Origin of the sequence: Actinoallomurus purpureus, assembly GCF_024055795.1 — a bacterium.
Taxonomy (GTDB): Bacteria; Actinomycetota; Actinomycetes; order Streptosporangiales; family Streptosporangiaceae; genus Actinoallomurus; species Actinoallomurus purpureus.
In genome coordinates, this window is sequence record NZ_JAMXMY010000003.1 from 73,913 (window position 1) to 95,924 (window position 22,012).

The 22,012-nt window shown below is 68.4% G+C and carries 28 protein-coding genes and 1 pseudogene; 13 read left to right on the forward strand and 16 right to left on the reverse strand.

Annotated elements, in window-relative coordinates:
• Positions 1–83 precede the first annotated feature (83 nt).
• The 5 genes from NE236_RS08150 to NE236_RS08170 all read right to left on the reverse strand — a co-directional run bounded on the left by NE236_RS08150 (position 84) and on the right by NE236_RS08170 (position 1,754).
• Positions 84–632 carry a GNAT family N-acetyltransferase gene (locus tag NE236_RS08150; protein ID WP_252841235.1) on the reverse strand — a complete coding sequence of 183 codons (549 nt, stop codon included), beginning with the start codon at positions 630–632 and terminating at the stop codon, positions 84–86.
• Between the two features lie 82 nt (positions 633–714).
• Positions 715–993: a hypothetical protein gene (locus tag NE236_RS08155; RefSeq protein WP_252841236.1), complete on the reverse strand. Its 279-nt coding sequence runs from the start codon at positions 991–993 to the stop codon at positions 715–717.
• Positions 994–1,005: 12 nt separating this feature from the next.
• Positions 1,006–1,254, reverse strand: coding sequence for a hypothetical protein (locus tag NE236_RS08160; RefSeq protein ID WP_252841237.1), 249 nt, complete (start codon positions 1,252–1,254; stop codon positions 1,006–1,008).
• Positions 1,255–1,281: 27 nt separating this feature from the next.
• On the reverse strand, positions 1,282–1,482 hold the full coding sequence (locus NE236_RS08165) for a hypothetical protein (protein ID WP_252841238.1): 201 nt from the start codon (positions 1,480–1,482) through the stop codon (positions 1,282–1,284).
• Positions 1,482–1,754 (reverse strand): hypothetical protein, encoded by a 273-nt coding sequence (locus tag NE236_RS08170; protein ID WP_252841239.1) that lies wholly within the window; start codon positions 1,752–1,754, stop codon positions 1,482–1,484. The genes NE236_RS08165 and NE236_RS08170 overlap by 1 nt, the downstream gene beginning before the upstream one ends.
• Before the next feature lie 160 nt (positions 1,755–1,914).
• Here NE236_RS08170 and NE236_RS08175 point away from each other — a divergent pair, with 160 nt between their 5' ends.
• Genes NE236_RS08175 through NE236_RS08190 form a run of 4 tightly spaced genes read left to right on the forward strand, consistent with a single transcriptional unit; the run spans position 1,915 to position 3,049 of the window.
• Entirely contained in the window at positions 1,915–2,703 is a 789-nt protein-coding gene (locus NE236_RS08175; protein WP_252841240.1) for a DUF5753 domain-containing protein, read from the forward strand.
• Positions 2,700–2,792, forward strand: coding sequence for a DUF397 domain-containing protein (locus tag NE236_RS08180; protein WP_252841241.1), 93 nt, complete (start codon positions 2,700–2,702; stop codon positions 2,790–2,792). Before NE236_RS08175 ends, NE236_RS08180 begins: the two co-directional genes overlap by 4 nt.
• Positions 2,793–2,831: 39 nt before the next feature.
• Entirely contained in the window at positions 2,832–2,924 is a 93-nt protein-coding gene (locus NE236_RS08185; protein WP_252841242.1) for a DUF397 domain-containing protein, read from the forward strand.
• Between the two features lie 32 nt (positions 2,925–2,956).
• Positions 2,957–3,049 carry a DUF397 domain-containing protein gene (locus NE236_RS08190; RefSeq protein WP_252841243.1) on the forward strand — a complete coding sequence of 31 codons (93 nt, stop codon included), beginning with the start codon at positions 2,957–2,959 and terminating at the stop codon, positions 3,047–3,049.
• 97 nt (positions 3,050–3,146) lie between these two features.
• Here NE236_RS08190 and NE236_RS08195 read toward each other — a convergent pair whose 3' ends face one another.
• The 3 genes from NE236_RS08195 to NE236_RS08205 all read right to left on the reverse strand — a co-directional run bounded on the left by NE236_RS08195 (position 3,147) and on the right by NE236_RS08205 (position 6,319).
• Complete coding sequence (locus NE236_RS08195; RefSeq protein WP_252841244.1) at positions 3,147–3,689, reverse strand: hypothetical protein; 543 nt, start codon at positions 3,687–3,689, stop codon at positions 3,147–3,149.
• A 117-nt stretch (positions 3,690–3,806) separates the two neighbouring features.
• A complete protein-coding gene (locus NE236_RS08200) occupies positions 3,807–4,325 on the reverse strand; it encodes a GNAT family N-acetyltransferase (RefSeq protein WP_252841245.1) in 519 nt (172 codons plus the stop codon).
• A 236-nt stretch (positions 4,326–4,561) separates the two neighbouring features.
• Positions 4,562–6,319, reverse strand: a complete 1,758-nt coding sequence (locus NE236_RS08205) for a S8 family serine peptidase (protein ID WP_252841246.1) — start codon at positions 6,317–6,319, stop codon at positions 4,562–4,564.
• Positions 6,320–6,546: 227 nt separating this feature from the next.
• Between NE236_RS08205 and NE236_RS08210 the strand changes: the two genes are divergently transcribed.
• Complete coding sequence (locus tag NE236_RS08210) at positions 6,547–7,164, forward strand: hypothetical protein (RefSeq protein WP_252841247.1); 618 nt, start codon at positions 6,547–6,549, stop codon at positions 7,162–7,164.
• Positions 7,165–7,232: 68 nt separating this feature from the next.
• On the opposite strand, the gene NE236_RS08215 is transcribed toward NE236_RS08210, so the two are convergent.
• On the reverse strand, positions 7,233–8,654 hold the full coding sequence (locus tag NE236_RS08215) for a glycoside hydrolase family 47 protein (RefSeq protein ID WP_252841248.1): 1,422 nt from the start codon (positions 8,652–8,654) through the stop codon (positions 7,233–7,235).
• 204 nt (positions 8,655–8,858) lie between these two features.
• Complete coding sequence (locus NE236_RS08220) at positions 8,859–9,839, reverse strand: aldo/keto reductase (protein ID WP_252841249.1); 981 nt, start codon at positions 9,837–9,839, stop codon at positions 8,859–8,861.
• A 218-nt stretch (positions 9,840–10,057) separates the two neighbouring features.
• On the opposite strand from NE236_RS08220, the gene NE236_RS08225 reads away from it, so the two are divergent.
• Positions 10,058–10,945, forward strand: a complete 888-nt coding sequence (locus NE236_RS08225) for a helix-turn-helix transcriptional regulator (protein ID WP_252841250.1) — start codon at positions 10,058–10,060, stop codon at positions 10,943–10,945.
• A gap of 30 nt (positions 10,946–10,975) precedes the next feature.
• Here the strand turns inward: NE236_RS08225 and NE236_RS08230 are convergent, their stop codons facing one another.
• The gene (locus NE236_RS08230; protein WP_252841251.1) at positions 10,976–12,190 is read right to left on the reverse strand and encodes an MFS transporter; all 1,215 of its coding nucleotides are present in this window, start codon (positions 12,188–12,190) and stop codon (positions 10,976–10,978) included.
• 77 nt (positions 12,191–12,267) lie between these two features.
• On the opposite strand from NE236_RS08230, the gene NE236_RS08235 reads away from it, so the two are divergent.
• Together NE236_RS08235 and NE236_RS08240 are read left to right on the forward strand one after the other, a co-directional pair.
• On the forward strand, positions 12,268–13,233 hold the full coding sequence (locus NE236_RS08235; RefSeq protein WP_252841252.1) for a LacI family DNA-binding transcriptional regulator: 966 nt from the start codon (positions 12,268–12,270) through the stop codon (positions 13,231–13,233).
• A 102-nt stretch (positions 13,234–13,335) separates the two neighbouring features.
• A complete protein-coding gene (locus tag NE236_RS08240) occupies positions 13,336–13,695 on the forward strand; it encodes a hypothetical protein (RefSeq protein ID WP_252841253.1) in 360 nt (119 codons plus the stop codon).
• 66 nt (positions 13,696–13,761) lie between these two features.
• On the opposite strand, the gene NE236_RS44360 is transcribed toward NE236_RS08240, so the two are convergent.
• Entirely contained in the window at positions 13,762–13,911 is a 150-nt protein-coding gene (locus NE236_RS44360) for a hypothetical protein (RefSeq protein ID WP_252841567.1), read from the reverse strand.
• A 73-nt stretch (positions 13,912–13,984) separates the two neighbouring features.
• Positions 13,985–14,473 (reverse strand): annotated as a pseudogene (locus NE236_RS44365) (hypothetical protein); the annotation flags it as partial.
• Here NE236_RS44365 and mgrA point away from each other — a divergent pair.
• A complete protein-coding gene (mgrA, locus tag NE236_RS08255; protein WP_252841254.1) occupies positions 14,472–15,497 on the forward strand; it encodes an L-glyceraldehyde 3-phosphate reductase in 1,026 nt (341 codons plus the stop codon). The pseudogene NE236_RS44365 and the gene mgrA overlap by 2 nt on opposite strands.
• A gap of 3 nt (positions 15,498–15,500) precedes the next feature.
• Here mgrA and NE236_RS08260 read toward each other — a convergent pair whose 3' ends face one another.
• Entirely contained in the window at positions 15,501–16,145 is a 645-nt protein-coding gene (locus tag NE236_RS08260) for a hypothetical protein (RefSeq protein WP_252841255.1), read from the reverse strand.
• Complete coding sequence (locus NE236_RS08265) at positions 16,142–17,539, reverse strand: selenium-binding family protein (protein WP_252841256.1); 1,398 nt, start codon at positions 17,537–17,539, stop codon at positions 16,142–16,144. Before NE236_RS08265 ends, NE236_RS08260 begins: the two co-directional genes overlap by 4 nt.
• Positions 17,540–17,707: 168 nt before the next feature.
• Here NE236_RS08265 and NE236_RS08270 point away from each other — a divergent pair, with 168 nt between their 5' ends.
• From NE236_RS08270 to NE236_RS08280, 3 genes are all read left to right on the forward strand, one after another.
• Positions 17,708–18,730 carry a CHAP domain-containing protein gene (locus NE236_RS08270; protein WP_252841257.1) on the forward strand — a complete coding sequence of 341 codons (1,023 nt, stop codon included), beginning with the start codon at positions 17,708–17,710 and terminating at the stop codon, positions 18,728–18,730.
• A gap of 55 nt (positions 18,731–18,785) precedes the next feature.
• Positions 18,786–19,865, forward strand: coding sequence for a pyruvate dehydrogenase (acetyl-transferring) E1 component subunit alpha (pdhA, locus tag NE236_RS08275; RefSeq protein ID WP_372494272.1), 1,080 nt, complete (start codon positions 18,786–18,788; stop codon positions 19,863–19,865).
• Between the two features lie 176 nt (positions 19,866–20,041).
• Positions 20,042–20,275 carry a hypothetical protein gene (locus NE236_RS08280; protein WP_252841259.1) on the forward strand — a complete coding sequence of 78 codons (234 nt, stop codon included), beginning with the start codon at positions 20,042–20,044 and terminating at the stop codon, positions 20,273–20,275.
• Between the two features lie 131 nt (positions 20,276–20,406).
• Here the strand turns inward: NE236_RS08280 and NE236_RS08285 are convergent, their stop codons facing one another.
• On the reverse strand, positions 20,407–21,225 hold the full coding sequence (locus NE236_RS08285; protein WP_252841260.1) for an NAD(P)H-binding protein: 819 nt from the start codon (positions 21,223–21,225) through the stop codon (positions 20,407–20,409).
• Between the two features lie 104 nt (positions 21,226–21,329).
• Here NE236_RS08285 and NE236_RS08290 point away from each other — a divergent pair, with 104 nt between their 5' ends.
• A complete protein-coding gene (locus NE236_RS08290) occupies positions 21,330–21,926 on the forward strand; it encodes a TetR/AcrR family transcriptional regulator (RefSeq protein WP_252841261.1) in 597 nt (198 codons plus the stop codon).
• Positions 21,927–22,012 lie beyond the last annotated feature (86 nt).

Here is a 22,012-nt window from a genome sequence, read left to right on the forward strand (position 1 = left end):
CGGGTGGACGAGTCGCCGACTCCACTCCACCGACTGATCGGTGCCATCAGGGCACACCACCGGCGGCCACCCACCGCCTCCCTCTACGAGTCAGGGTTCCGCAGGCCGACGGCGTCGTGCCGCCAGAACGGCTCCGAGTAGACCAGCGTCCCCGTCATCCAGGGCTCATACGCCGGCAGTCGGACGGCCTGGAAGGCCGCGTCGGGAATCCGCAGGGACGGCTTGCGGAACCCCTGCGCGCCACCGCCGGTGAACCCGAAGCGGGCGTAGTAACCGGGCGGACCCTCCAGGAACACGACGGGGACGGACCGTTCGGCCATGATCTTTAGGCCGTGCCGGACCAGCGCGGAGCCGATGCCCCGCCCCTGACGGTCGGGCCGCACGGCCAGTGGGCTCAGCACCTGAACATCGACCAGCCGCCGCGGAGCGTCGAGCAGGCTGCGAGTGAACATCACGTGCCCGACTACCTGGCCTGAGTGCTCCGCGACGAGCGAGAGCCGCTCGTCCGGTCCACCGGCCGCCCGCAGCGCGTCCACCAGCGCGGTAACCGCCTTCCCGTGATCGCCGAACGCGCGCCGATGAAGGTCCCGAAGGGCTTCTTGGTCACCTGGTCGCTCTATTCGGAGGGTCACGCCCGGCAGGGTAGAGGCGCGCTCCGCTGCACGCACGACATTTTCCCCTGAGCCGGCTCGACCGGCCTCCGCCGCTCATCGATCAGGCGTGCACCGTTCTCCCGGCCTGCTGCCGGGCCTGCCAGTGCAGGTAGCCGATTCCCTCGTCGATCCACCCCGGTAGCCGTGGCGCAGCAGCGAGCCAGCCGCCACCTCGAGGATCCTTCGTGGCTCCGGCCCAACTTGCATTGTCCTGGTCACCGGCGCCACCGGGTAGCAGGGTGGTGCCACCGCCCGACACCTGCTCGCCGACGGCCGGCACGTCCGTGCCCGACCGGTGCACCGCCTGATCATCGAGGTTCTTAGGCGTTGGGAGTGCCAACACTCTGGATGATCAGGCCTCGCCCTGGCTCTCGGCCATCAGGCTCGCCCGCTCCGAGTCCTCGGCTCGGCGGAGCGGGCGGCAAGGGGTCCGTCGGGCACCTTCGTCCTCGATGCGTATGGCCTGCTGTTCGGAGGAGAAGCCGCCGCTGTCGGGTACCACCTCACCGGCGGCGGCGTCCTTCTCGGTGTCGGCGCGGGCAGAGCACGGCGTCGGGCCTATTCGCTTGCCCGCGCAGTCAGCGGTTCTGAGAGCGCGCACGCCTCTGGTCGGATTGAATCGCCGGACTCATTCATCCGCTTTTTCGCGGCCCCTGGCATCGACCATTCGGCGCGCCTCGTCGGGATACTTTTCGATCATTACCTTGAGCCGTGCCAACTCGGCGATGTGTGACACGCCGCCGTACGGTGACGCATGCAGGGCGGCGTAGAACTCGTCGACAGAGCGCCTGAGCCGTGCGATGGCGTCCGGGGTCGAGTGGTCGGCCATCAGGCCGGCCGGACGACGTGGACGATCATCGCGACCGCCTTGTCGATCTCCTCGGCGGGGCAGATGGGATCGCCCCAGGACCACCACCAGTTCAAACGCTCCGACGCGTCCGGCATGCACCGGATGATCTCGGCGAGCATGCCCGCCCCCGGGAAGCCGACCCGGATCCGCGTAGGGGCGATCTCTTCCGCCGTGAGACCCGCCTCGCCGCAGGCCAATGAGAGACGCCGACACAACTCGTGGACCTCTTCCTCGCCCTTTGCCGCCTCCATGATCGCCCTTTCGAGTTGACGAGATTGACCCATCCATGGTGACGCTTTCCGTTTATGCTGAGGAAGCGTTCCAGTCGCCATTCACAGGGTTGGAGTCGGCGCGACGATCTCTGATCTCGAGCTGAAGTGGCCCTGAATTCGGGCAAAGGAGATAACTCGAATGAACCAGTACTACCTCCCACAAGCCATATGGGGCCGCGAACTACGCCACTACCGGAAGGAGGCCGCCTTGACCCAGGCTCAGCTCGCAGCGAAGATCTTCTGCTCAGAGTCTCTGATCAGCTCCATCGAGACCGGCCAGGCCCCCGCGACCGTCGAGTTCGCCAAGGACGCCGACGAAGCACTCAACACCGGCGGCACCCTGTCCCGCACCCTCGACTGGCGCAAGGGCGCCCCCGCGTATCCGGCCTGGTTCGTCGACTTCCTGCCGTCCGAGGAGACGGCCATCCAACTCCGCGCTTTCGAGGTCGAACTGATCTACGGCCTACTCCAGACGCCCGACTACGCTCGCGCGCTTCTGGGTGGAGATGAGGCGGCGGTGGAGGCGCGCATCAGGCGGCAGGACATTCTCACGCGAGAAAGCCCGCCTCCACCTGCCCTCTACTGTGTCCTCGACGAAAGCGCGCTTCGCCGCAACGTCGGAGGCACGAAAGTGATGTACGAGCAGCTACAGAACCTCATACAGCTGAGCGAGCGTGAGAACATCAGCGTTCAAATCGTGCCCAGTCAAGCCCACCGCGGTGTGCGTGGCCCGTTCGTCATCGCCACGCTCGAGGATGGGAGCGAGGCCGCGCACGCGGGAAACGCATTCGGCGGAGCGGTCTCCACGCGACTGGAGGATCTCGCTACGGTGGTGTCATCGTGGGAATCGATCCGGACCGAAGCCCTGCCCGCGGACATGTCGAGAGACCTGATCCGCCGAACAGTCGAGGAGCTCTGGAGAACGTGAGCAACCTGGAGTGGCGCAAGTCTCGCCGCAGCGACGACACGGGAGGCAACTGCGTCGAGGTCGCCGTGACGGAGAAGCGCCAAGCCTGACACTTGTCGATCCCGAACAGTCGAGGAGCTCTGGAGAACGTGAGCAACCTGGAGTGGCGCAAGTCCCGTCTCAGCAACGACACGGGAAGTAACTGCGTCGAGGTGGCCGTAGCCGAGAAGCGGCAAGCCTGAACGTCCACTCAACCCGAGGAGCCATGGGGACCATGAGTTACCTGGAGTGGCGCAAGGCCTACCGAAGCAACGACACCGGAGGAATGTGCGTCGAGGTCGCCGTGGCGGAGAAGCGGCAAGTCTGACTTCGGCTCGACGCGTGAGGCCCCGCCCTACGGCGCGGGGCCTCGTCGCGTTTGCGTCCAGGAACATTTCGAAAGGTGGCCGGGTCGGCGAAGTCGGCTAACGCGGGTCTTCCGGGTCGGGGAAGGCTCGACTCCACGCGTTCTCGAAGGCAGCGGTCTCGATCTCCATGGCGGCGTACTGGGGGTCGTAGAGGTCGAGGGGCGAGTTGATCGGCCAGTCTTCGGAGTCGGTCCTGACGCCGGGGCCGTCGCCGGTGAGGGTGACCTGACGGAGCCATCGTCCGTCGGACCCGATCTCCAAGAGGTATCTGGTGTCCTCGTCATCTTCGTCCGGCATGTCGATGTAGACGCGATCCCGGCCGGCCAAGGCGCCGTAGCCGGGCCGATCCCGGTAGCCGTCTCGTTTGGTTCGCAGCGAGGCGAGGGCCGGGTCGAGAGACACGTCGTCGATGTCGATCTCGTCGAGGGACCACGTCTCGGCCCGCGCCACGGCCTCCGGGTCGCTGACCACCTCGACCTCGGCGAAGGTGTCCACGATCTGCTCTGGTGACGACGCCCGGATCCACCACCAGAGTCCGCCCATTCCGTAGTCGTGGACGACCAGGTACCGGGATTTCGCGGGCTCAGGGGAGTCGGTCACACCGACGACGATACCGATTTTGAGGTTCCCGACTCCGGACCAGCCCGCGGGCACGGCCCCGCCCGACGGCCTGCCCCCTGCAGCATGGATCAGAGGCGGTCCTGTAGCCGCGATGGGTCAGTCGGGGTCTGGACGGCCGTTGAGAGCGATCCAGAAGCGATCTTCCCGGCGGACCGGTCGATCGGGTACTCCGCCGTTGGCGAGGATCACCCGGCGTGATGCCTCGTTGTCATGGGCGCAGGTGAGGAGGACTCGGTTGAGACCGAGTCTCCTGCACTCCACCAGTCCGGCCGCGAGCATCCTCGTCGCGTGACCCTGCCGACGCCACGGCACGACGATGTGATAGCCGACATGGCCGCCCGCCTCGACGAGTTCCGGCGTCAGATCATGTCGAATGATGAGCGTGCCGAGATAGTGCCTGCCCGAGATGTACCAGAACGTGGTGCACGGGACACTCCATCGGACATGTACACCGCGTCGCTGGCTGACGAAGGCATCGAAGTCGTCGTCGGCCGTGTCGAGCCACTCGGTGGATGTTCCTTCCGCCAAGCAGTCGGCTCGTTCACCGGCCAGGAACGACTCGCGTACGGTCGTCGTCGGCCAGACCAGGCGTGGCGGCTCGAACGGTTCGGTCATGGTCTCCGAATGATATGTGCCGGATGATCTAAGACGTGTGCGGGAAGATCATCGTCGTCGCTGCCCCACCCGAGGCGTACGACCGCCGCGCGCACACCTCGCCGACGGCGGCGCCGAAGAATCATAGGGAACCACGACACTCCGCCTCGCTGGGGACGACTCACCGTCCCCAGCGGTCATGGCGCCGCCGGCCGCCGGAGAGGAGGCCGGCGGCGCCGGTGTGGTGAGACGACGCCTTATTCGGGCAGTGCGATCAGGCCGGCGCCCCAGGAGTCGACGTTGTAGGTCTTGTTCTTGGTGTATTTGAGCTTCTTGCGCGCCTTTTCGGCGTCGAGCGTCGGATCCTGCGAGAGCAGCAGCGCGATCACGCCCGCGACGAAGGGGCTCGCCATGCTGGTGCCGTACTGCACCACGTGCCGGTCGTCGACCAGGTAGCCGGATTTGGCGGACGAGCCGGCCGAGCGGCTCGAGACGATCACCACGCCTGGCGCCACCAGGTCGGGCTTACGGACGTCGTCCCTGCGCGGTCCCTTGCTGCTGGTGGCGACGACTTCGTCGAGGTCGAGGCCCTTGATGGTCTGGTTCTTGTTCTTGATGTCCCGCCATCGGTTCTTGGTGGTGTACGCCCCGACGGTGATGGCCGACGTCGCACAGCCGGGAGCGGCGACGGTCATCGTCTCCTGCGCGTGGTCCGCGTCGAACTCCAGGTCCTCGGAGCACCATACGTCCACCTGAACGCTGGTGTCGCCGGCCTTCTTGGCACGCAGTCGCATGGTCCAGGGCTTGCCGGCCTCGAGCCCGAGAAACTGGACGCGGAACTGGTGGTCCTTGTTCGCCGGGTCGGGGCCCGGTGTCGCGATCCGGACCTTCCATCTGTCGCTCAGCAGATAGTTCTTGTGCGGCTTGCCGGTGGGGCCGTTGGGCAGGATCGGCTGGTAGCCGGTGCTGCCGCCGTCCGGGCAGATGATCTCGATCTCGATCTCGTCAGCGCCTGAATACCAGCCGTTGAGCCATGACCACGTGCCCAGCCCGGAAGGGCTCTGCGTGAACTTGATGCTCTCGGGGGTGTTCTTGCCCACTCTGGCCTGAGCGTGAATGTCGTCCAGTGCCTGGTTGCCGGCCGCGCAGCAGATGATCTTGCCCGGCCCGGCCGCTTCGTCGATCGCCTGGCATAGCGCACCGGTCCCGTCGTGCGGGTCGGCGTGCGTGCCGAGGCTGATGTTCACCACGGCCGGCCGCTTCAGGGTCTTAGCGAGGGCGAAGACGTAGTCGATCCCGTTCTTGAGGTGGGTGTCCAGTTGCGCGGGATTCACCTTCACAACGACGAGGTCGGCGCCCGGAGCCACGCCGGGGTACTTCTGGTCGGCGGCCGCGGCGATGCCGGCGACGTGCGTGCCGTGCCCGGTGCTGTCGCCGACGTCACCGAAGTGCGGCTTCACGTACTCGACGCCGTAGTCATAGCCGGTCGGCTTCCGGCGTACGGAGTCGTAGGCGAATCCCTCTTCGTGCTTTGCCGTCTGGTCCCAGATCTTCAGAATTCGTCCGGCAAAGGCCGGATGCTTTGGATCGATCCCGGAGTCGATGACGCCGACGATCACTCCCTTGCCGGTGAGCCCGGTCCGCTTCTTGAACGCCGGCAGGCCCACTTTGCCTGGAGCCACATCCATGAAGGCGTTGTGAGGCTGGGCGGAGCTGATACGGATGACGCCAGGGTGGGCGGCCAGTCGGGGAAGCTCGGTGATCTCGGCGATGCCGGTTCGCACCCGTCCCTCTGTCTCGTTGATTTCAATGCCGTGTTGCGCCAGGCCGCTGAGGTCGGCGTCCGGAACGCATTCCAGCGTGAATATCACCCGGGTCGGCCTGTCCGGTCGTGACACCCCCACCAACTGTGATGGTTCGTCTTCTGCGGCGTAGGCGGTGAGCGCCTCATCGCCGCCCTCACTGTGCTCATCGACGATTATCGCCAATTCGGGAGACAATTTACTGTAGTCCATGCCGCGAAAATAACAGCCCCCTCTCGCGCGTGCAATGTCGAGATGGCGGGACATGTATTTCGTTTCGCGGTATGCGAGGCTCGGGCAGGTGGAATCTTTGCGCCAAGCGTGCTGATTTTGGGATTACAAAGCCGAGTACTGGCGGTGACGTTGGGGTGCGCCTGGGAAGTGTGCCTTTCGGGGCACGGGTTCTAGCCACCCCCAGGACGACGGAAAGGGAGAGCATCATGACAACCACACAGACCCCCCAGATCACGGACCAGGTATTCGACGCGATGGTCGACAGCATCGTGGCACACAGCACGTTGCAGCTGGCGGCCATCGGCTCCGGCGACACGACTCACGAAATTCCGGACTTCGAGTTCCCGAGCTGGATGGGGATCGATGGCCAGTCTTACGGTTCCAACGGCCAGCCGGACTATAGTCACCTCCCCAGTGACGTCAAGTCGGATTTCTCGGCGGCCGACCAGGGAGAACGGGTCCGAGTCGAGCAGAACCAGACGAATGTATCGACCCTGGCAGACAAGCTGTCGAAAAGGGAGATAAGTGACGATGAGTTCGATAAGCACGTCGACGATCAGACCAAAGAAAACATCGACAAGTACACGCAGTCCCAGAAGGACCTCGGTCAGAAGCTGAAGGACCGGAAGAAGGGGAAGACCACCGAACAGAGGCAAGGGATGCTGGCGGCGTTCTGTCACGCCGCGGTCTTCCTCAAGGGAATTTGGGACAAGGTCAAGGGCTTCCTGGACAAGGTCGTCGAGAAGCTCAACGAGATCGTGAAGTTCTTCACCAATGCGTGGAACAACGTGAAGGACTGGTTCAGCCGGGCCTTCGGCTGGTGACCTACTCGGTCGCCGGCACCCGGCCCGATCGACGGGCCGGGTGCGCGGCCTTGTAGAACTCCTCCGCCTCAGCGCCGGATGAACCCTTTGAAGACGTCGCCTTCGGTCGACAGGTAGTTGTCGTGGTAGTCGAAGCGGGGGCAGTCGGCGAACATCAAGAACCAGTACTTCATCTGCTCTGACCACCAGTACCCGGACGTCAGGTCGCCGAGCTTCGGGGGCGTGGTGGTGACGTCGGCGACGATTGTCCAGCCGTTGGCGACGCGGGAATAGCGCTTCTGGGTGAGGTAGTAGTCATAGGCGCGTTCGCGGTAGACCTCCTTGCCGGTGAGCAGCCACAGGTTGAACGCCGAGTCGACGTACTCCGGGCGCAGCTGGTTGCCCTTGTCCGTCGCCGTACCCGTGCCGTAGTCGTAGCCCTCGGGCAGCAGCGGATAGGTCTTCAGCACCGACGTCCACGCGTCGAAGTACGCCTCGCCGTCCCGCAGGTGACCGCTCTGGCCCAGCAGGCCGGCGTAGAAGGCGGTGAGCTCGGAGGTCTCCCGGCCGAGCGCGGCACCGGTCGCCATGTCGGCCTTGTGGAACCACAGGTGACCGCCGTACCGCTCCTTCTCGTGGCGCAGGATCGCGGCGGTCAGCGTGTCGTACCAGTGCTTGAGGTCACGGTCGCGGAACAGGTCCCAGCCGTCCCACAGGTACTCGAAGAACGAGTCGACGGGCGGGTCGAGCCGGGATGAGGTGTCGGTCCAGACGCCCGTCTCGATGTTGATGCCGCTGCCCACCAGGTCCAGCGGGGAACGCCGATCGTACACCGCCTTCATCGCCTTCTTCGCCGCCATGTGGTACTTGTCGTCGTGGACGAGGTGGGAGAGGGTGCCGAACTCGGCGATGATCGTCCCGATCTCGGCCAGCACGTTGTCGCTGCCGCTGATCTGTCCGGTGCGCGGGTTGACCAGCCGGTACGGCATGCCGGTGGGTGAGCTCGTGAAGCAGGGGAGCAGGATGTCGGCGATCTTCTTGGCGTTCTCGAGCAGGGTCTTCTCGCCTGTGGCCAGGTAGCCCGACAGCAGCCCGCCGACCATGCGGATGTTGGTCTCGAACACCTGGACGTTCGCGTTGACTCCGGCGAAGTCGAGGTTGTCCGTGATCCATCCGATGCCGTCGGCGAGTTCCTCGTCGAGGCCCATGAGGTAGAGCGTGCCGAGGGCCTCGACGATGGTGAGGCCGACGGGGTGGTTCTTGTCGAAGAACTCGCTGTGGCCGCCGCTGACGGGGAGCAACTGGTCGTGGCCCCAGGCGTAGCGCTTGTAGGACTGCCAGGTGTGCCGCAGCTCGGCGCGGACGTCGTCGGCGACGCGGTGCCACTTCTGGGAGGACCGCGCGGGCGTGGCGGCGCTCGCGATACCGCCGGGGAGGGCGGTCGTGGCCAGGCCGCTGAGGGCGAGGGTGCCGAGGAACGTTCTGCGGGAGAGGGGGCTGGGGGCTCTCATCGTTCACCGCCTTGGAGGGGGATGACAACGTTGTCGTCCCGTTCCTCCTATCACCCCGTGAGGTCAGGGGCCACGATTGTGACCGGTGTCGGCCTTGAGGTGGCGCCTGGGCGGTGAAGCCTCCATCGACGGGGAGCGCGACACGGACTCGGTGACATCGCAGGCGATGCCGATCGCCTCGTGAAAAGTGGGCGGCGGCAGTGTTCAGCGGTCGATGGCGGCCATGTTCGCCTCGTCGTGGCGCTCGCCCGAGGCCGGGGTGAGGTTGTTCAAGCGGTCGAGCTGCGTGGCGCTGAGTTCGATGCCGTCGGCGGCGGTGTTCTCTTCGACGCGCGAGACCCGCCGGGTTCCGGGGATGGGGGCGATGTCGGCGCCGCGGGTCAGCAGCCACGCCAGTGCGGTCTGTGCCGGCGTGGCTCCGATCTCGGCGCCGATGGCCTGTACTTCGTCGACGATGCGCAGGTTGCGCTGGAAGTTCTCGCCGGTGAAACGCGGGTTGGTCTTGCGCCAGTCGTCATCGGCGAAATCGTCGACAGTGCGGATCTGCCCGGTCAGAAGGCCGTGCCCGAGCGGCGAGTAGGGAACGAATCCGATACCGAGTTCGCGCAGCAGCGGGAGGATCTCGGCCTCGACGTCGCGGGTCCACAGGGAGTATTCCGTCTGCAGCGCGGCCACCGGATGCACGGCGTGCGCCCGGCGGATCGTCTCGGGGCCCGCCTCGGACAGCCCGATGTGGCGCACCTTGCCCTCGGCGACCAGCTCGGCCAGCGCGCCGACGGTCTCCTCGATGGGAGTGTTCGGGTCGACGCGGTGCTGGTAGTAGAGGTCGATGTGGTCGGTGCCGAGCCGCTTGAGCGAGCCTTCGACCGCGGCCTTCACGTTGCCGGCGCTGCTGTCGGTAACGCCGGGGCCGCCAGCGGAGTGGGAGACCAGACCGAACTTCGTCGCCACGACAACGTCGTCGCGCCGGCCCTTGATGGCCTTACCGACGACTTCTTCGCTGTGGAAGGGGCCGTAGATCTCGGCGGTGTCGATGTGGGTGACCCCGAGGTCCAGCGCCCGGTGGATCGTGCGGATCGACTCTGCGTCATCGAGTCCCCCGCCCGTCGTGTAGGTGCCGGCCATGGTCATGGCTCCCAGGCCAATGCGAGAGACATCAAGCCCACCCAGGGATACGTGCTTCATCGGATACTCCTTTGTCGTGGCGGCCGTCAGGCCTGGTCGGTGGGCATGACTGGGCGACCCTGCGAGTGCCATGATCAGTGCGGCTCAGTGGGCCCCGCTATCCAGGCAACCACCCGACAGCCCCGCCCGGACCCGCGTATGGGGTACCGCTCTTCCAGGGGTCTGCCAGTACCTCCTCCAGGGCCCCGACCAGGCGGGACCCGCCGTACGGTGGACGCATGGACCGCAGTACCGAGATCCGTGAGTTCCTGCGCATCCGCCGGGCCCGGATCACCCCTGAGCAGGCCGGCATCGCCCCGCACCCGGGCGCCCGCCGGGTGCCGGGGCTGCGCCGCGAGGAAGCCGCCCAACTCGCCGGGGTCAGCGTCGACTACTACATCCGCCTGGAGCGGGGCCGCACCCAGGGCGTCTCCGAAACCGTTCTGGAGGCCGTCGCCCGCGCCCTGCAACTGGACGACACCGAACGCGCCCACCTCTTCGATCTCGCCCAGCCCACTGCGGCCCGGACTCGCCGCAAGCGACCGCTCGCCCCGCAAAGGGTCCGCCCGGCCGTGTACCGAGCCCTGGAATCACTCGGCGTCCCCGCCATGGTCCTGGGGCGACGCATGGACGTCCTGGCGGCCAACCGACTCGGCTACGCCCTCATCACCGACTTCGAAGCCCGACCCCACCGCGAACGTAACTCCGCCCGCTTCGTCTTCCTCGACGAAGCCGCCCGCACGCTGTACACCGACTGGGAGCGGGTCGCCGGCGACTGCGTGGCCACGCTGCGCCTGTACGCCGGACGCCACCCAGACGACCCACAGCTCACCGAGCTGATCGGTGAGCTGTCTCTGCACAGCGACACCTTCCGCCGCATGTGGGCCGACCACGACGTCCTCGCCCACACCACCGGAACCAAACGCCTGCGCCATCCGCTCGTCGGCGACCTCACCCTCGACTACGTGGTCCTGGCCGTCGAAGGCGACCCCGACCAGACGATCGTCATCTACACCCCCGAACCCGCCTCCCGCTCCGCCGAGGCCCTCACCATCCTCTCCAGCTGGATCAGCACCTCCACGACCGGGCCGCACGCCCCCGGCGAGACACGCGACCCAGCCGGCTGACGTGCGCGACACTCACAACGCGACCACCGCTCAGTGGGTGGCCGGGTCGGAGACGCTCCGGGACCGGCGTGACGCCTCGGCGGTGCCGCCGATCGGCCCGGCGACGAGGACGACCAGCAACGCGAGGACCCCGCCCGCACCGGCCACCGCGAACGCCGCGTGGACGCCGGCCGCGTCGCCTGCCAGGCCGGCGAGGGCGGCGCCCGCCGAACTGCCGACCCCGAACGCCGTCACCAGCCACGCGAACGCCTCCGTCACCGTGCCGCGCGGCGCGAGGTCGTCCACCAGCGTGAACGTGCACGCCAGCACGGGCGCGAGGAACACGCCGCTGACCAGCGCCAGCACCGGCATCACCGGCATTCCGGGCGCCCACGTCAGGGGCAGATAACCGGTCGCCAGGCCCGCGATCAGCAGGACCAGCCGGCGGTACGCCGGGCCGCGCCGGGGCCGCAGTCCGTACACGATCCCGCCGATCAGTGCGCCGGCGGACATCAGCGCCAGGAGCAGGCCGGAGGCGTACGAGGTGTGGCGCGCGTCGGCGTAGGCGACCACCGCCACGCTGAACACGCCCAGCGACAATCCCACACAGGTCAGGGCGGTGATCAGGACGCGTATGCCGGACGAGCGCAGCGGGCCGGCCCAGTGTCCGCCGCCCCGCTCGCCCCGCCACGCCCGCGAGGGCCGGGACGTGGTGACCACGAGGGTGCCCGCCACTCCGAGGGCGCCGGTCAGCAGCAGCGCCGCCTCCGTCGAGACGGCCGTGGCGGCGATCACGAGCAGGGGACCGACGGTGAACAGCAGCTCTTGCGCGGCGGCGTCGAGCGCGTACGCGGCCTGGACCTCGGCCGGGCCGTTCAGGACGGACGGCCAGAGCGCCCGCAGCCCGGCTTCCAGCGGCGGGGTGGCGAACCCGGCCAGGACGACCGCGGCCGTCGCGACCGCCGGGGAGTGCACGCCGAACGCCGCGAGCAGCGCGAAACCCGCCGCGGCCGCCATCGCCGCCGAGGCCAGGATGCGAGGCTGGCCGTAGCGATCCATTGCGCGCCCCAGCACCGGCTGGCTCGCCGCCATCGCCAGGCCGTACACCGCCGACAGCACTCCGGCCAATGTGTACCCGCCGCCGTGCGCCCGGACGAACAGCACGATCGCCAGCGGTCCCATGCCGTTCGGCAGTCGGCCGAGAAGGGTGCCGCCCAGGAGGCGGGCCGCGTACGGCTTTCGCAGGAAGTGGAGGTAGGAGCGCATGGAATCCTCGTCATACGTATTACTGAATCCTTCGGTCATACGTATCACTGATCGGCGCGGAGGTCTAATCTTTTGACGTGTCCAAGAGACCGACCAGCCGAGACGTGGCCCGAGCCGCCGGGGTGTCCCAGTCCACGGTCTCGATCGTGCTGGCCGGAAAGGCGGAGGGCAGGGTCAAGCCCGAGACGCGGCAGGCGGTGCACGAGGCCGCGCGGCGCCTTGGCTACCGCCCCAACCTGGCCGCCCGCAACCTGCGGCTCGGCCGCACCCGTACGGTCCTGCTCGTCGTGCCCACGCTGACCGGACCGGTCTTCGGCGCGATCTACACGGGGGCCGCCGAGGTCGCCGCCGCGCGCGGTTTCGGTGTGGTGCTCCACCCCTGGCCCGACGACGCCGGGCCGGCCCGCAGTCAGGTCGACACCCAGGCCATCGAGGGGGTCCTCGCCTCCTCCATCGTCGGCGGCGTCACCGACTTCGGTGACCTCCCGGTCGTCCTGATGGACAGCGACCCGGCCGCTCCGGCGCCGACCATCAACTTCGACGTCGCCGGAGGCATGCGCGCGATCGCCGCGCATCTGGCCGAGCTCGGGCACCGCCGGATCGGCCACCTCGCCGCCTCCGTCGACGCCTGGACCTTCCGCGTGCGCGGTGATGCGCTCGCGGACGCGTTCCCCGGCTCGGTCGTCCGCCAGGCCACGGCCATCGACGTCGCGGCCGCGCGGCAGGCCGCCCTCGAACTGCTCGACCGGTCCGACCGCCCGTCGGCCCTCGTCTGCGACGACGACCTCATCGCCGCCGGCGCGTACAAGGCCGCCCGTGCGCTGAACCTGGGCATCCCGGGCGACCTGTCCGTCACCGGCTTCGACGACGTACTGCTCGCGACCGCCCTCGAGCCGGAGCTGACCACGGTCCGGCTGCCCGCCGAACAACTCGGCGCGACCGCCATGACCGCCCTCCTCGAACTCCTCGACGGCCGCCGCCCCGCCGACACCTCGCTCGCCGGACAACTGGTCGTCCGTGCCTCCACCGCTCCGCCGCCCTGATCTGGTCTTTTCCTGGGGTCCGACAGGGACGGCGTTTTCGTGGCGTTCACCCGCGAATTAGAAACGCGGATGGGTCTTGCTCGGTGTGCTACGTTGCTCGCCATGACAGCTGGCAATATGCGTACTATTCACAAAATCGGTGCCCTGGTCGCTCTCGTCGTCCCGCTTGCGTTGGCCGGCCCTGTCGCCACCGCTTCGGCCGCGGCGCCCGCAGCGGTGCTGAAGGGCTGTAGCAAGATAAAGGTCGACAAGGACCGTAAGGGCGTCACCGGTTACTGTGGCAAGAGCGCTCACGCGAAGACGTATTGGGTCTGGATGTGGTGTGCGACGAATAATGGCACCGGAAAGACGAAGATAAAGAACGGGCCGATGACCAAGGTCGGTAAGAAGTCGCACATTCGCTGCCAAAAGGGCCGGTCTCTGTGGAAGCACTCGGGTAATTCGAATTACGGCACGCACTAGTGAGTCGTCCTCCGGCGAGGCCGCCCGGGCCGGACCCCGGGTGATCTCACCGGTCGAACCGCACGGTCACCGTGGAAGATCGTCGAGGTCGATGGCGATCGGGAACGGGACGGGCGCGCTGAGCTTGCCGTGGTGGATGCCGGTGAGGGCGTACGTCTCGGTCGCCGGGTCCAGTTCGTACGCATAGACGACCGGGCGACTGTCGTTCTCCTCCACCCTCCAGAAATGACTCGGGGGACACCACCTCGACGACCAGATGTACCTCGTCGGGCGTGTAGAAGGTCCGGTCAAGGTCATGCGCAGCGGTGGCGTCGATGACGAGCACGTCCGGACAGGGCCGCATCCGGTGCCCGAGTTTGACGTCCATCCGCCTCACGGCGCACATATCGCCCGGTGCCTGAGTGTTGAGATCAGTCGCCAGTCCGGAAAGGATCCCCTCGTGGAAGCGGCTCTGGGGTGCCGCGAAGACGAGCGTTCCATCGATCAGCTCGACCCGTTCAAAGAAGCCGGGTTCGCCGTTCGGACCGTCGGAGGGCAGCCGATCCATGTCGTCGGCGGTCCATCCCCATGGAGGAGGGGACGGCCAGTACTCGAGCGCGCTGGTCACGTCATGCATGCTAGATCGATCCAAATTGCCGCGCGTGCTCATTCGAATGTCTTCCGTTATGACTTTCTGTCTCACTGCGGACTGACGCTGCAGGAGCCACCGTCCCGACGTGCGGCTTCGGGGTGGCTCGGTGTCCGGTGGATTCGGTCGGCGGTGCAGACTGGCGACCATGAGTTACGAGGCCGCCGAGAACAGGTACGAGAGCATCCCCTACCGCCGGACGGGGCGCAGCGGGCTGAAGCTGCCCGCCGTGTCGCTGGGGCTGTGGCACAACTTCGGGGGCGACAAGCCCCTCGACACGCAGCGGGCCATCCTGCGCCGGGCGTTCGACCTCGGCGTCACCCACTTCGACCTCGCGAACAACTACGGACCCCCGTACGGGTCGGCAGAGGCCAACTTCGGGCAGATCTTCCGGGAGGACTTCCGGGCGTACCGCGACGAGATCGTGCTGTCGACCAAGGCGGGCTATGACATGTGGCCCGGGCCGTACGGCGAGTGGGGTTCGCGGAAGTATCTGCTGGCCAGCCTCGACCAGTCGCTCGCCCGGATGGGCGTGGACTACGTCGACATCTTCTACAGCCACCGGTTCGACCCGGAGACGCCCCTCGAAGAGACGATGGGCGCGCTCGACCACGCGGTGCGGTCGGGCAAGGCGCTCTACGCCGGGATCTCGTCGTACTCGCCGGAGCGTACCGCCGAGGCGGCCGCCATCCTGCGGGACATGGGCACTCCGCTGCTCATCCACCAGCCGTCGTACTCGATGCTGAACCGCTGGATCGAGGGCGGTCTGCTGGACACGCTGGAGCAGGAGGGCATCGGCTGCATCGCGTTCTCGCCGCTGGCACAGGGCATGCTGACCGACAAGTACCTGAACGGCGTCCCGGAGGGGTCGCGGGCCAGTCAGGGCAAGTCGCTGTCGACGGACCTGCTCACCGAGGACACCCTCAGGCACATCCGTACGCTCAACGAGATGGCCGGGGAGCGCGGTCAGACGCTGGCGCAGATGGCCATCGCCTGGACGCTGCGGGACCCGCGGGTCACCTCCGCGCTGATCGGGGCGAGCAGCGTGGCGCAGCTGGAGGACAGCCTCGGCGCCCTGGACCGCCTCGGCTTCGGCGACGACGAGCTGGCCGCCATCGACCGCGACGCGGTCGAGGCCGGCATCAACATCTGGGCCGCTTCCAGCGCCCACTGATCCTCAGGCCGTGATGAGCAGGGTGGCCGCGCCCGCGCCGATGAGCGCGGCCGCCCACACTCGGTCGAGGTTGAACCAGGCGCGGCGCAGGATGGCCAGGCCCACGACCTCGTACACGAGGACGGCGATGGTGCCCGCGACGACGAACATGGCCAGGGTGTGCACGCCCGTCACGAACACCGCCGCCATGACGGCGCTGCCCGCGCCGGAGGCCATGCCGTGGGAGTGTCCGGGCACGGTCACGGCGCCGTGGGTCAGCACGGGCAGCAGCATGAGCCCGGCCCCGTGCGCGGAGGACATGAGGAACGACCAGCCGGCCAGCTGCCAGAGCGTCAGCCGCATGCCCACCCAGCGGAAGTGACGGCTGGACAGCAGCCGCCACAGGCCGAACCCGACCAGGAGCACGCCCCCGCCGATCGCCACGATCCGGGAGGTCAGCACCGACCCGGTGAGCGTGACGACGGCCGCGACGACGAACACGGACGCGGCGTGCCCGGCCGCGATCGCGGGCAGCGACTGCAGCACCGGCGCGCGCGACCGCTCCTGCAGGCCCCGGGCCACGGCGAACAGCCAGCCCATCCCCGGGTTCAGGCCGTGGAAGGCGCCGAGGGCGACCAGCGCCACCAGCGAACCGTCGTTGACTGTCATGGGTAGCAGTAGGAGTCGGAAGACGCGTCGCCGCCCTGGAGACGGGTCTGGTGGGGGCGCAGGCCCCGGAAGTCGTCGCCGTGCGGGAAGAACCGCTCGTCGAAGGTGAAGTCCGCGCCCGAGTCGAGCTTGGCCGCCCAGGCGCCGACGCCGTCGGGGTAGAACTGGTCGTCCCACGCGCCGTACAGCGAGTTCGTGACGTACACGCGCCTGCCGTCGCGGCTGACCTCGACCATCTGCGGGCCGCCGGCGAGCGGCAGGTCGGGCGCTGCCGGGTGCGGGGTGCGGCGCGTGATCCCGCCGATCCGCACCGAACCGGCCTCCACCGGGTTGAACGGGTCGGACACGTCGTAGCGCTTCAGCTCGCCGGTGCCCCAGCACGAGACGTACAGGTAGCGGTCGTCGACCGACAGGTCGATGTCGGTGACCAGCGGCGGCACCGCCCCGAACGGCGCGATCACCGGCGGCAGGTCTCCCGGGCCGGCGGGCTCGGCGGGGATCGTGATGACCTTGCGGGCCTTGAACTCGTCGTCCTCGCGGTACCAGACCCAGACCGAGGCGGACAGGTCCTCGACGCTGACGACGACGCCGGCGAAGCCGTACGTCTTGGTCGGGTCGTGGGCGGGCCGCAGTTCGAGGACCATCTGGTGCTCGTCGCCGAGGTCGACCGTCTGGACGTGGCGGCGTTTGCGCAGGTCCCAGAAGTGCAGGGCGTGGCCGTACTTGCGGCCGAGCAGCAGCTCGGCGTTCACACCGTCCTCGATCATCGACGGCGTGCCCCACTCGGAGGTGACCATGACGTCCTGCGTGATGTGCCACCAGAAGTCGTACGCGAGGTGCTGCGGGCCGCGGTCGGCCTCCCAGCGGCCCAGCACCTCGAACGACGTGTGGTCGAGCAGCGCGATGCCGCCGGGCCCGTCGGCGCCGTTCGCGCCGCCCAGCGCGGAGACGTAGAGGGCGTCGGGGCCGCAGTGCACGGTGTGCGGCCGGGAGTAGCCGGCGCGTTTCGCCAGCTCGTCCGGCTCGATGACCTTGACGATGGACGGCTTGACCGGGTCGTCCTTGACGTCGATGACGTAGACCCGGGAGGAGCGGAGGCCGGGCACGATGAGGTAGCGGCGCTCGACGTGGGGGTGCGGGGCGTTCGGGCAGAGGGCGCTGCTGCAGGCGTTCCACCCGAAGTGGTGCAGCTCGTCACCGGTGTGGGGCAGGTCCGTCCAGCCGACGACGGAGCCGTACGAGGTGGAGGCCGGGTCGACGTCGACCACGGCGATCGCGTCGGGCCGCTCGGCGGACCGGTCGAACGCGGCGATGTAGGCGAGGGTCTCGGGCGCGGCGTTCACCGCTTCGCGGGGGGACGGGTAGAAGGTCGGATCCGGTCTCCACAGAGCCATTCCACGCTCCTTCGGCAGGCGGCGTCGTCACGCACCGTACAGGCGTCCGTACGGATCCATCCTCGCCGAAGATCCCTATCGGCTCAATAGGGAATTCGGGTGCCATCTGAAACCACCATTTGTCCTGACTCACGGACAACTGTTCCGTCACTGTGCCACGGTGAACTCATGGCACCGGAACCCCTTCCGCCCCAGGTTCCCGGCGGCACCGGTCCACGGCCCGAAGACGGTCCGCAGGACGTGTCGCAGGACCCCGGCTCAATCTCCATCGAGGCGACCGTCCCCCCGGCCGCGAAGAAGATGATCGAGGTCGCCCGCTCGCAGCTCGGCTACCACGAGGCGGCAGACGGCCACACGAAGTACGGCCAGTGGTACGCCGACCGCCACCACGACCCCGGCTTCGAGAACGCCAACTGGTGCGACATGGGCCTGTCCTGGTGCGCGTGGAAGGCCGCTGCGGGCTCCGTCGTCGGCGAGTACGCCTACACCCCCTGGCATGCCCAGTGGTTCGACGACCAGGGCCGCTGGGGCACCCGGCCGCACGTCGGCGACCTGGTCTTCTACGACTGGGAGGGCGGCCACTCGATCTCCGGCATCGACCACATCGGCCTCGTCGAGGAGCTGAGGTCCGACGGGCGGATCGTGACGATCGAGTTCAACACGAGCGACGCCGTCATGCGGCGCGTCCGCACCCCCGCCGGCATCGTCGTCGGTTACGGCTCACCCGACTACAAATCCCTGGAGGACGACATGGCCGAGGTGGTCAGCCTAGGCGCCGGCGAGAAGCAGAACGTCCCGGCGTCCAACGACATCTCGATCAAGTTCCGCAAGGAGTACTCCGACAGCCACGGCCACCACTCCCCGGACGGCTACTCGATCATCGTCGGATCCTCGGTCTGGGCCGTCTGCGACGCGATCGTCCAGTTGACCGGCCTGAAGGCGAACGACCCGGTCGACGTCGCCTGGTCCCGGATGAAGGCACCCGCCAAGGACGGCGACCCCTGGACGTTGCTGGACGACGCCTGGCGCACGCCGTTCCGCGCCGCCCCCGACGGGACCATTCGCGCGCAGCTCGGCGGCCAGCTCGGGCTCGACAAGGACACGCGGATGCGGCTGCGCGTCTACAACCCCAACGCCTACCCGGTCACCGTGGCCTCGGCGCTGGCCAAAGTGGCCTTCCTGAAGTACTAGGCCAGATGAGGCCGGAAGGGCCTGAGGTGACCCGGGTGACGAAGGATCACACCCGATGCTGGCACAATCAGCTCGCGTGACCGACCTCGTGCAGCTGCTCACCCCGGAGGGGGAGCGGATCGACCATCCCCGGTATCCCTTCGAGATCAGCGGGGAGGAGGCCCGGGGGCTCTTCCGCGACATGACGCTCGTACGGCGGTTCGACACCGAGGCGATGGCATTGCAGCGGCAGGGCGAGCTGGGCCTGTGGGCGCCGCTCCTCGGGCAGGAGGCCGCGCAGATCGGCACCGCCCGCGCCCTGCGGCCGGAGGATTTCGTCTTCCCCAGCTACCGGGAGCACGGCATCGCGTACTGCCGCGGAGTGTCGCCGGCGAACCTGCTGGAGCTGTGGCGGTGCACCTCGTACGGCGGGTGGGACGCCGAGAAGTTCCGGATGGCCGGTTACGCGCTCGTGATCGGCGCGCAGACGCTGCAGGCCGTCGGCTACGCCATGGGCGTGCAGCGCGACGGGGCGCCGGAGGCCGTGCTGGCCTGCTTCGGCGACGGCGCGACCAGCCAGGGCGACGTCAACGAGGCGTTCGTGTGGGCGGGCGCGCAGAACGCCCCCGTCGTCTTCCTCTGCCAGAACAACCACTGGGCGATCTCCGCGCCGCTGGAGACACAGACCCGTGTGCCGCTCTACCGCCGCGCGGCGGGCTTCGGCTTCCCCGGCGTGCGCGTGGACGGCAACGACGTGTTCGCCTGCCTGGCCGTCGCCCGTACGGCGCTGGAGCGGGCGCGCGCGGGTGAGGGGCCGACGCTCATCGAGGCCTACACCTACCGGATGAGCGCCCACACGACCTCCGACGACCCGAGGCGCTACCGGGCCGACGCCGAGCTGGAGGAGTGGCGGCTGAAGGACCCGATCGAGCGGCTCCGCGCCTACCTCACCAAGAACGAGCTGGCCGGCGACGACTTCTTCGAGGCCCTGGACGCCGAGGCGGACGAGCTCGGCCGCCGCGTCCGCGCCGAATGCCGGGCGCTGCCCGACCCGGACCCGCGCGAGATGTTCGACCACGTCTACGCGGGGACGCACGCGCAACTGGCCGAGGAGCGGGTCGCTTTCCTGGACTATCTCGACACGTTCGCCGACTGACGGGAAGAATGGAGGCGAACGCCGCACGCCGGGGTGATCACGCCCGGCGGATTCCGCCTTGGGGGAGGGGGACGCCGGCCCACGGCGGGCGTTCGTCTACGATTTTTGCGTCTCGGCATCCGCGGTGGTGAACGTGCCGACGACGGCCCGCACCACCGCCACTCCAAGGAGAATCGTTGAGCAGCCCGAGTACCAAAGACAACCTGGATCTCGCCGAGAGCGCGCGGGACCTGGCCGACCGCGCACCGTCCGGATCGCTGGAGAAGGCCGCCGCCGGATCCGTCGCCGTCACGTGCGCGACCACTCGCGACTTCGAGCAGGCACGGAGCGTCCTGGGCGGCGTCGTGCCCGACGACGTACGGAGGGCGGCGATCGAGCTCCTCGAGCGGCTCGCCGCCGGCCACCGGTGACCCCGGCTCCGGCCCGGCACCACGAGGGTGCCGGGTCCGGACGGGTCTCCGGGGCGAACGGTCGGTCCGGATCCGGTCTCACGGGGATGCGGGCCCGGCCTGACCTGAGGAGCGCTTGAGCCGGAGCGGCCTCAGCGGAAGTCGGCGGCGTGATCGGCCGCCCACTCCGCGAACGTGCGCGCCGGCCTGCCCGTGATCCGCGTAAAGTCCGGTGATATCTCCGCCGGGCGTTCGGTGAGCTGGGCGAACATCCGCAGCAGGGTGTCCGCGATCGCCGGCGGGATGTAGCTGCCGATCATGCCCGTGCGGGCCTCCTCGGGCGTGATCTCCTCGAAGCGCACCGGCCGGCCGATCGCCTCGCCGATGACGCGGGCCTGGTCGACCTGGGTCAGTGACTCCGGGCCCGTCAGCGCCGGCTTGGCCCCCACCAGATCGTCGTCGAGCAGAGCGCGGGCCGCGACCTCCGCGATGTCCCTCTCGTGGATCAGGCTGAACCGCGCGGCGCCGTACGCCGCGCGGGCGACCCCCTGTGAGCGGATTGATCCGGCCCACGAGAGCGTGTTGGAGGCGAAGGCGCCCGGCCGCAGGAACGTCCACTCCAGCCCCGACTCCTCCACCGCCCGCTCGAGGTCCCGGTGGCTGACCGCGATGGTGTTGTCCGGATCGTCGTCGAGGGCGGACAGGGAGGACAGCACGACGACTCGGCGTACGCCGTGCTCCGCGGCCTTCTTCAACAGCGGGCCGGCCGCGTGCTGGACCGTCATGGCGTTCAGGAACACAGCTCTGACGCCGTCCATGGGCAGGTCGTCGGTCGCGGCGACCTCGACCCCATCCGGGAGCCCTGCGTCGGCGGGGCGGCGGGTGAGGGCGCGGACGGGCGCCCCCAGCGCGAGCAGGGCGTCGATGAGGGGGCGGCCGACGTTTCCGGTGGCCCCGGTGATCAGGAACATGACTCTCTCCTTGCGATGGTCGTCAGACGTCCCCATACTTCAACCAATCAGATGAAGACGTCAACCATCTAGATGGGTGAGGGATCGCTGGATATCGTTGCCGCATGGAGGAGACGGGGCGTCCGCCGCGGCGGACGCCGGCAGCCGAGGAGCGCAAACTCGACGCGGAGCGCTCCCGGAGGCTGCTCCTCGACGCGGCGCTGGAGGAGTTCGCCGCCAAGGGGTACGCCGGCGCCCGCGTTCAGGACATCGCCGACCGGGCCGGCGTCAACAAACAGCTGATCAGCTACTACTTCGGCGGTAAGCAGGGCCTCTATGAGTGCCTGAAACGCCAGTGGCTGGAGCGGGAGGCGGAGTTCAACCGTCCCGACATCCCGTTCGACGAGCTGATCGTGCGCTACCTCGAGGCGACGTTGGCCGATCCGCGCGGGACGCGGCTCCTGACCTGGCAGGGGCTGGCCGACACGGACGCCCCCGCGTGGGAGGACGACCTCGCGGACATCCGGCAGCGCCAGGCCCGTGGCGACATCGGAGATGACCTCGATCCGGGCGTCGTCCTGCTGCTGTGCCTGGCCGCCGTGTCGGCGCCGGTCGTGATGCCGCAGAAGGTCCGCGGCATCCTCGGGCTCGAACCGGACTCGGAGGAGTTCCGGGAGCTCTACACGGAGCAGTTGCGGCGGATCATGCGCCGCCTCGCCTGAGGCGGCAGGGGAAAGGCGGCCGTGCTCCCGGCCGGGGTCCGTGGGCGTTGTCGCCCCATCGTCCGGAACACAGGGTGTGATCTCGG

Bases quoted from the DNA above. Each gene is read 5' to 3' on its own strand.
- NE236_RS08240 (WP_252841253.1), top strand. From the start codon at position 13,336: ATGACAGCTGGCAATATGCGTACTATTCACAAAATCGGTGCCCTGGTC.
- NE236_RS08215 (WP_252841248.1), bottom strand. From the start codon at position 8,654: ATGAGAGCCCCCAGCCCCCTCTCCCGCAGAACGTTCCTCGGCACCCTC.
- NE236_RS08205 (WP_252841246.1), bottom strand. From the start codon at position 6,319: ATGGACTACAGTAAATTGTCTCCCGAATTGGCGATAATCGTCGATGAG.
- NE236_RS08260 (WP_252841255.1), bottom strand. From the start codon at position 16,145: ATGACAGTCAACGACGGTTCGCTGGTGGCGCTGGTCGCCCTCGGCGCC.
- NE236_RS08190 (WP_252841243.1), top strand. From the start codon at position 2,957: ATGAGTTACCTGGAGTGGCGCAAGGCCTACCGAAGCAACGACACCGGA.
- NE236_RS08230 (WP_252841251.1), bottom strand. From the start codon at position 12,190: ATGCGCTCCTACCTCCACTTCCTGCGAAAGCCGTACGCGGCCCGCCTC.
- NE236_RS08170 (WP_252841239.1), bottom strand. From the start codon at position 1,754: ATGGAGGCGGCAAAGGGCGAGGAAGAGGTCCACGAGTTGTGTCGGCGT.
- mgrA (WP_252841254.1), top strand. From the start codon at position 14,472: ATGAGTTACGAGGCCGCCGAGAACAGGTACGAGAGCATCCCCTACCGC.
- NE236_RS08175 (WP_252841240.1), top strand. From the start codon at position 1,915: ATGAACCAGTACTACCTCCCACAAGCCATATGGGGCCGCGAACTACGC.
- NE236_RS08220 (WP_252841249.1), bottom strand. From the start codon at position 9,839: ATGAAGCACGTATCCCTGGGTGGGCTTGATGTCTCTCGCATTGGCCTG.
- NE236_RS08225 (WP_252841250.1), top strand. From the start codon at position 10,058: ATGGACCGCAGTACCGAGATCCGTGAGTTCCTGCGCATCCGCCGGGCC.
- NE236_RS08265 (WP_252841256.1), bottom strand. From the start codon at position 17,539: ATGGCTCTGTGGAGACCGGATCCGACCTTCTACCCGTCCCCCCGCGAA.
- pdhA (WP_372494272.1), top strand. From the start codon at position 18,786: ATGCTGGCACAATCAGCTCGCGTGACCGACCTCGTGCAGCTGCTCACC.
- NE236_RS08165 (WP_252841238.1), bottom strand. From the start codon at position 1,482: ATGGCCGACCACTCGACCCCGGACGCCATCGCACGGCTCAGGCGCTCT.
- NE236_RS08285 (WP_252841260.1), bottom strand. From the start codon at position 21,225: ATGTTCCTGATCACCGGGGCCACCGGAAACGTCGGCCGCCCCCTCATC.
- NE236_RS08200 (WP_252841245.1), bottom strand. From the start codon at position 4,325: ATGACCGAACCGTTCGAGCCGCCACGCCTGGTCTGGCCGACGACGACC.
- NE236_RS08270 (WP_252841257.1), top strand. From the start codon at position 17,708: ATGGCACCGGAACCCCTTCCGCCCCAGGTTCCCGGCGGCACCGGTCCA.
- NE236_RS08210 (WP_252841247.1), top strand. From the start codon at position 6,547: ATGACAACCACACAGACCCCCCAGATCACGGACCAGGTATTCGACGCG.
- NE236_RS08290 (WP_252841261.1), top strand. From the start codon at position 21,330: ATGGAGGAGACGGGGCGTCCGCCGCGGCGGACGCCGGCAGCCGAGGAG.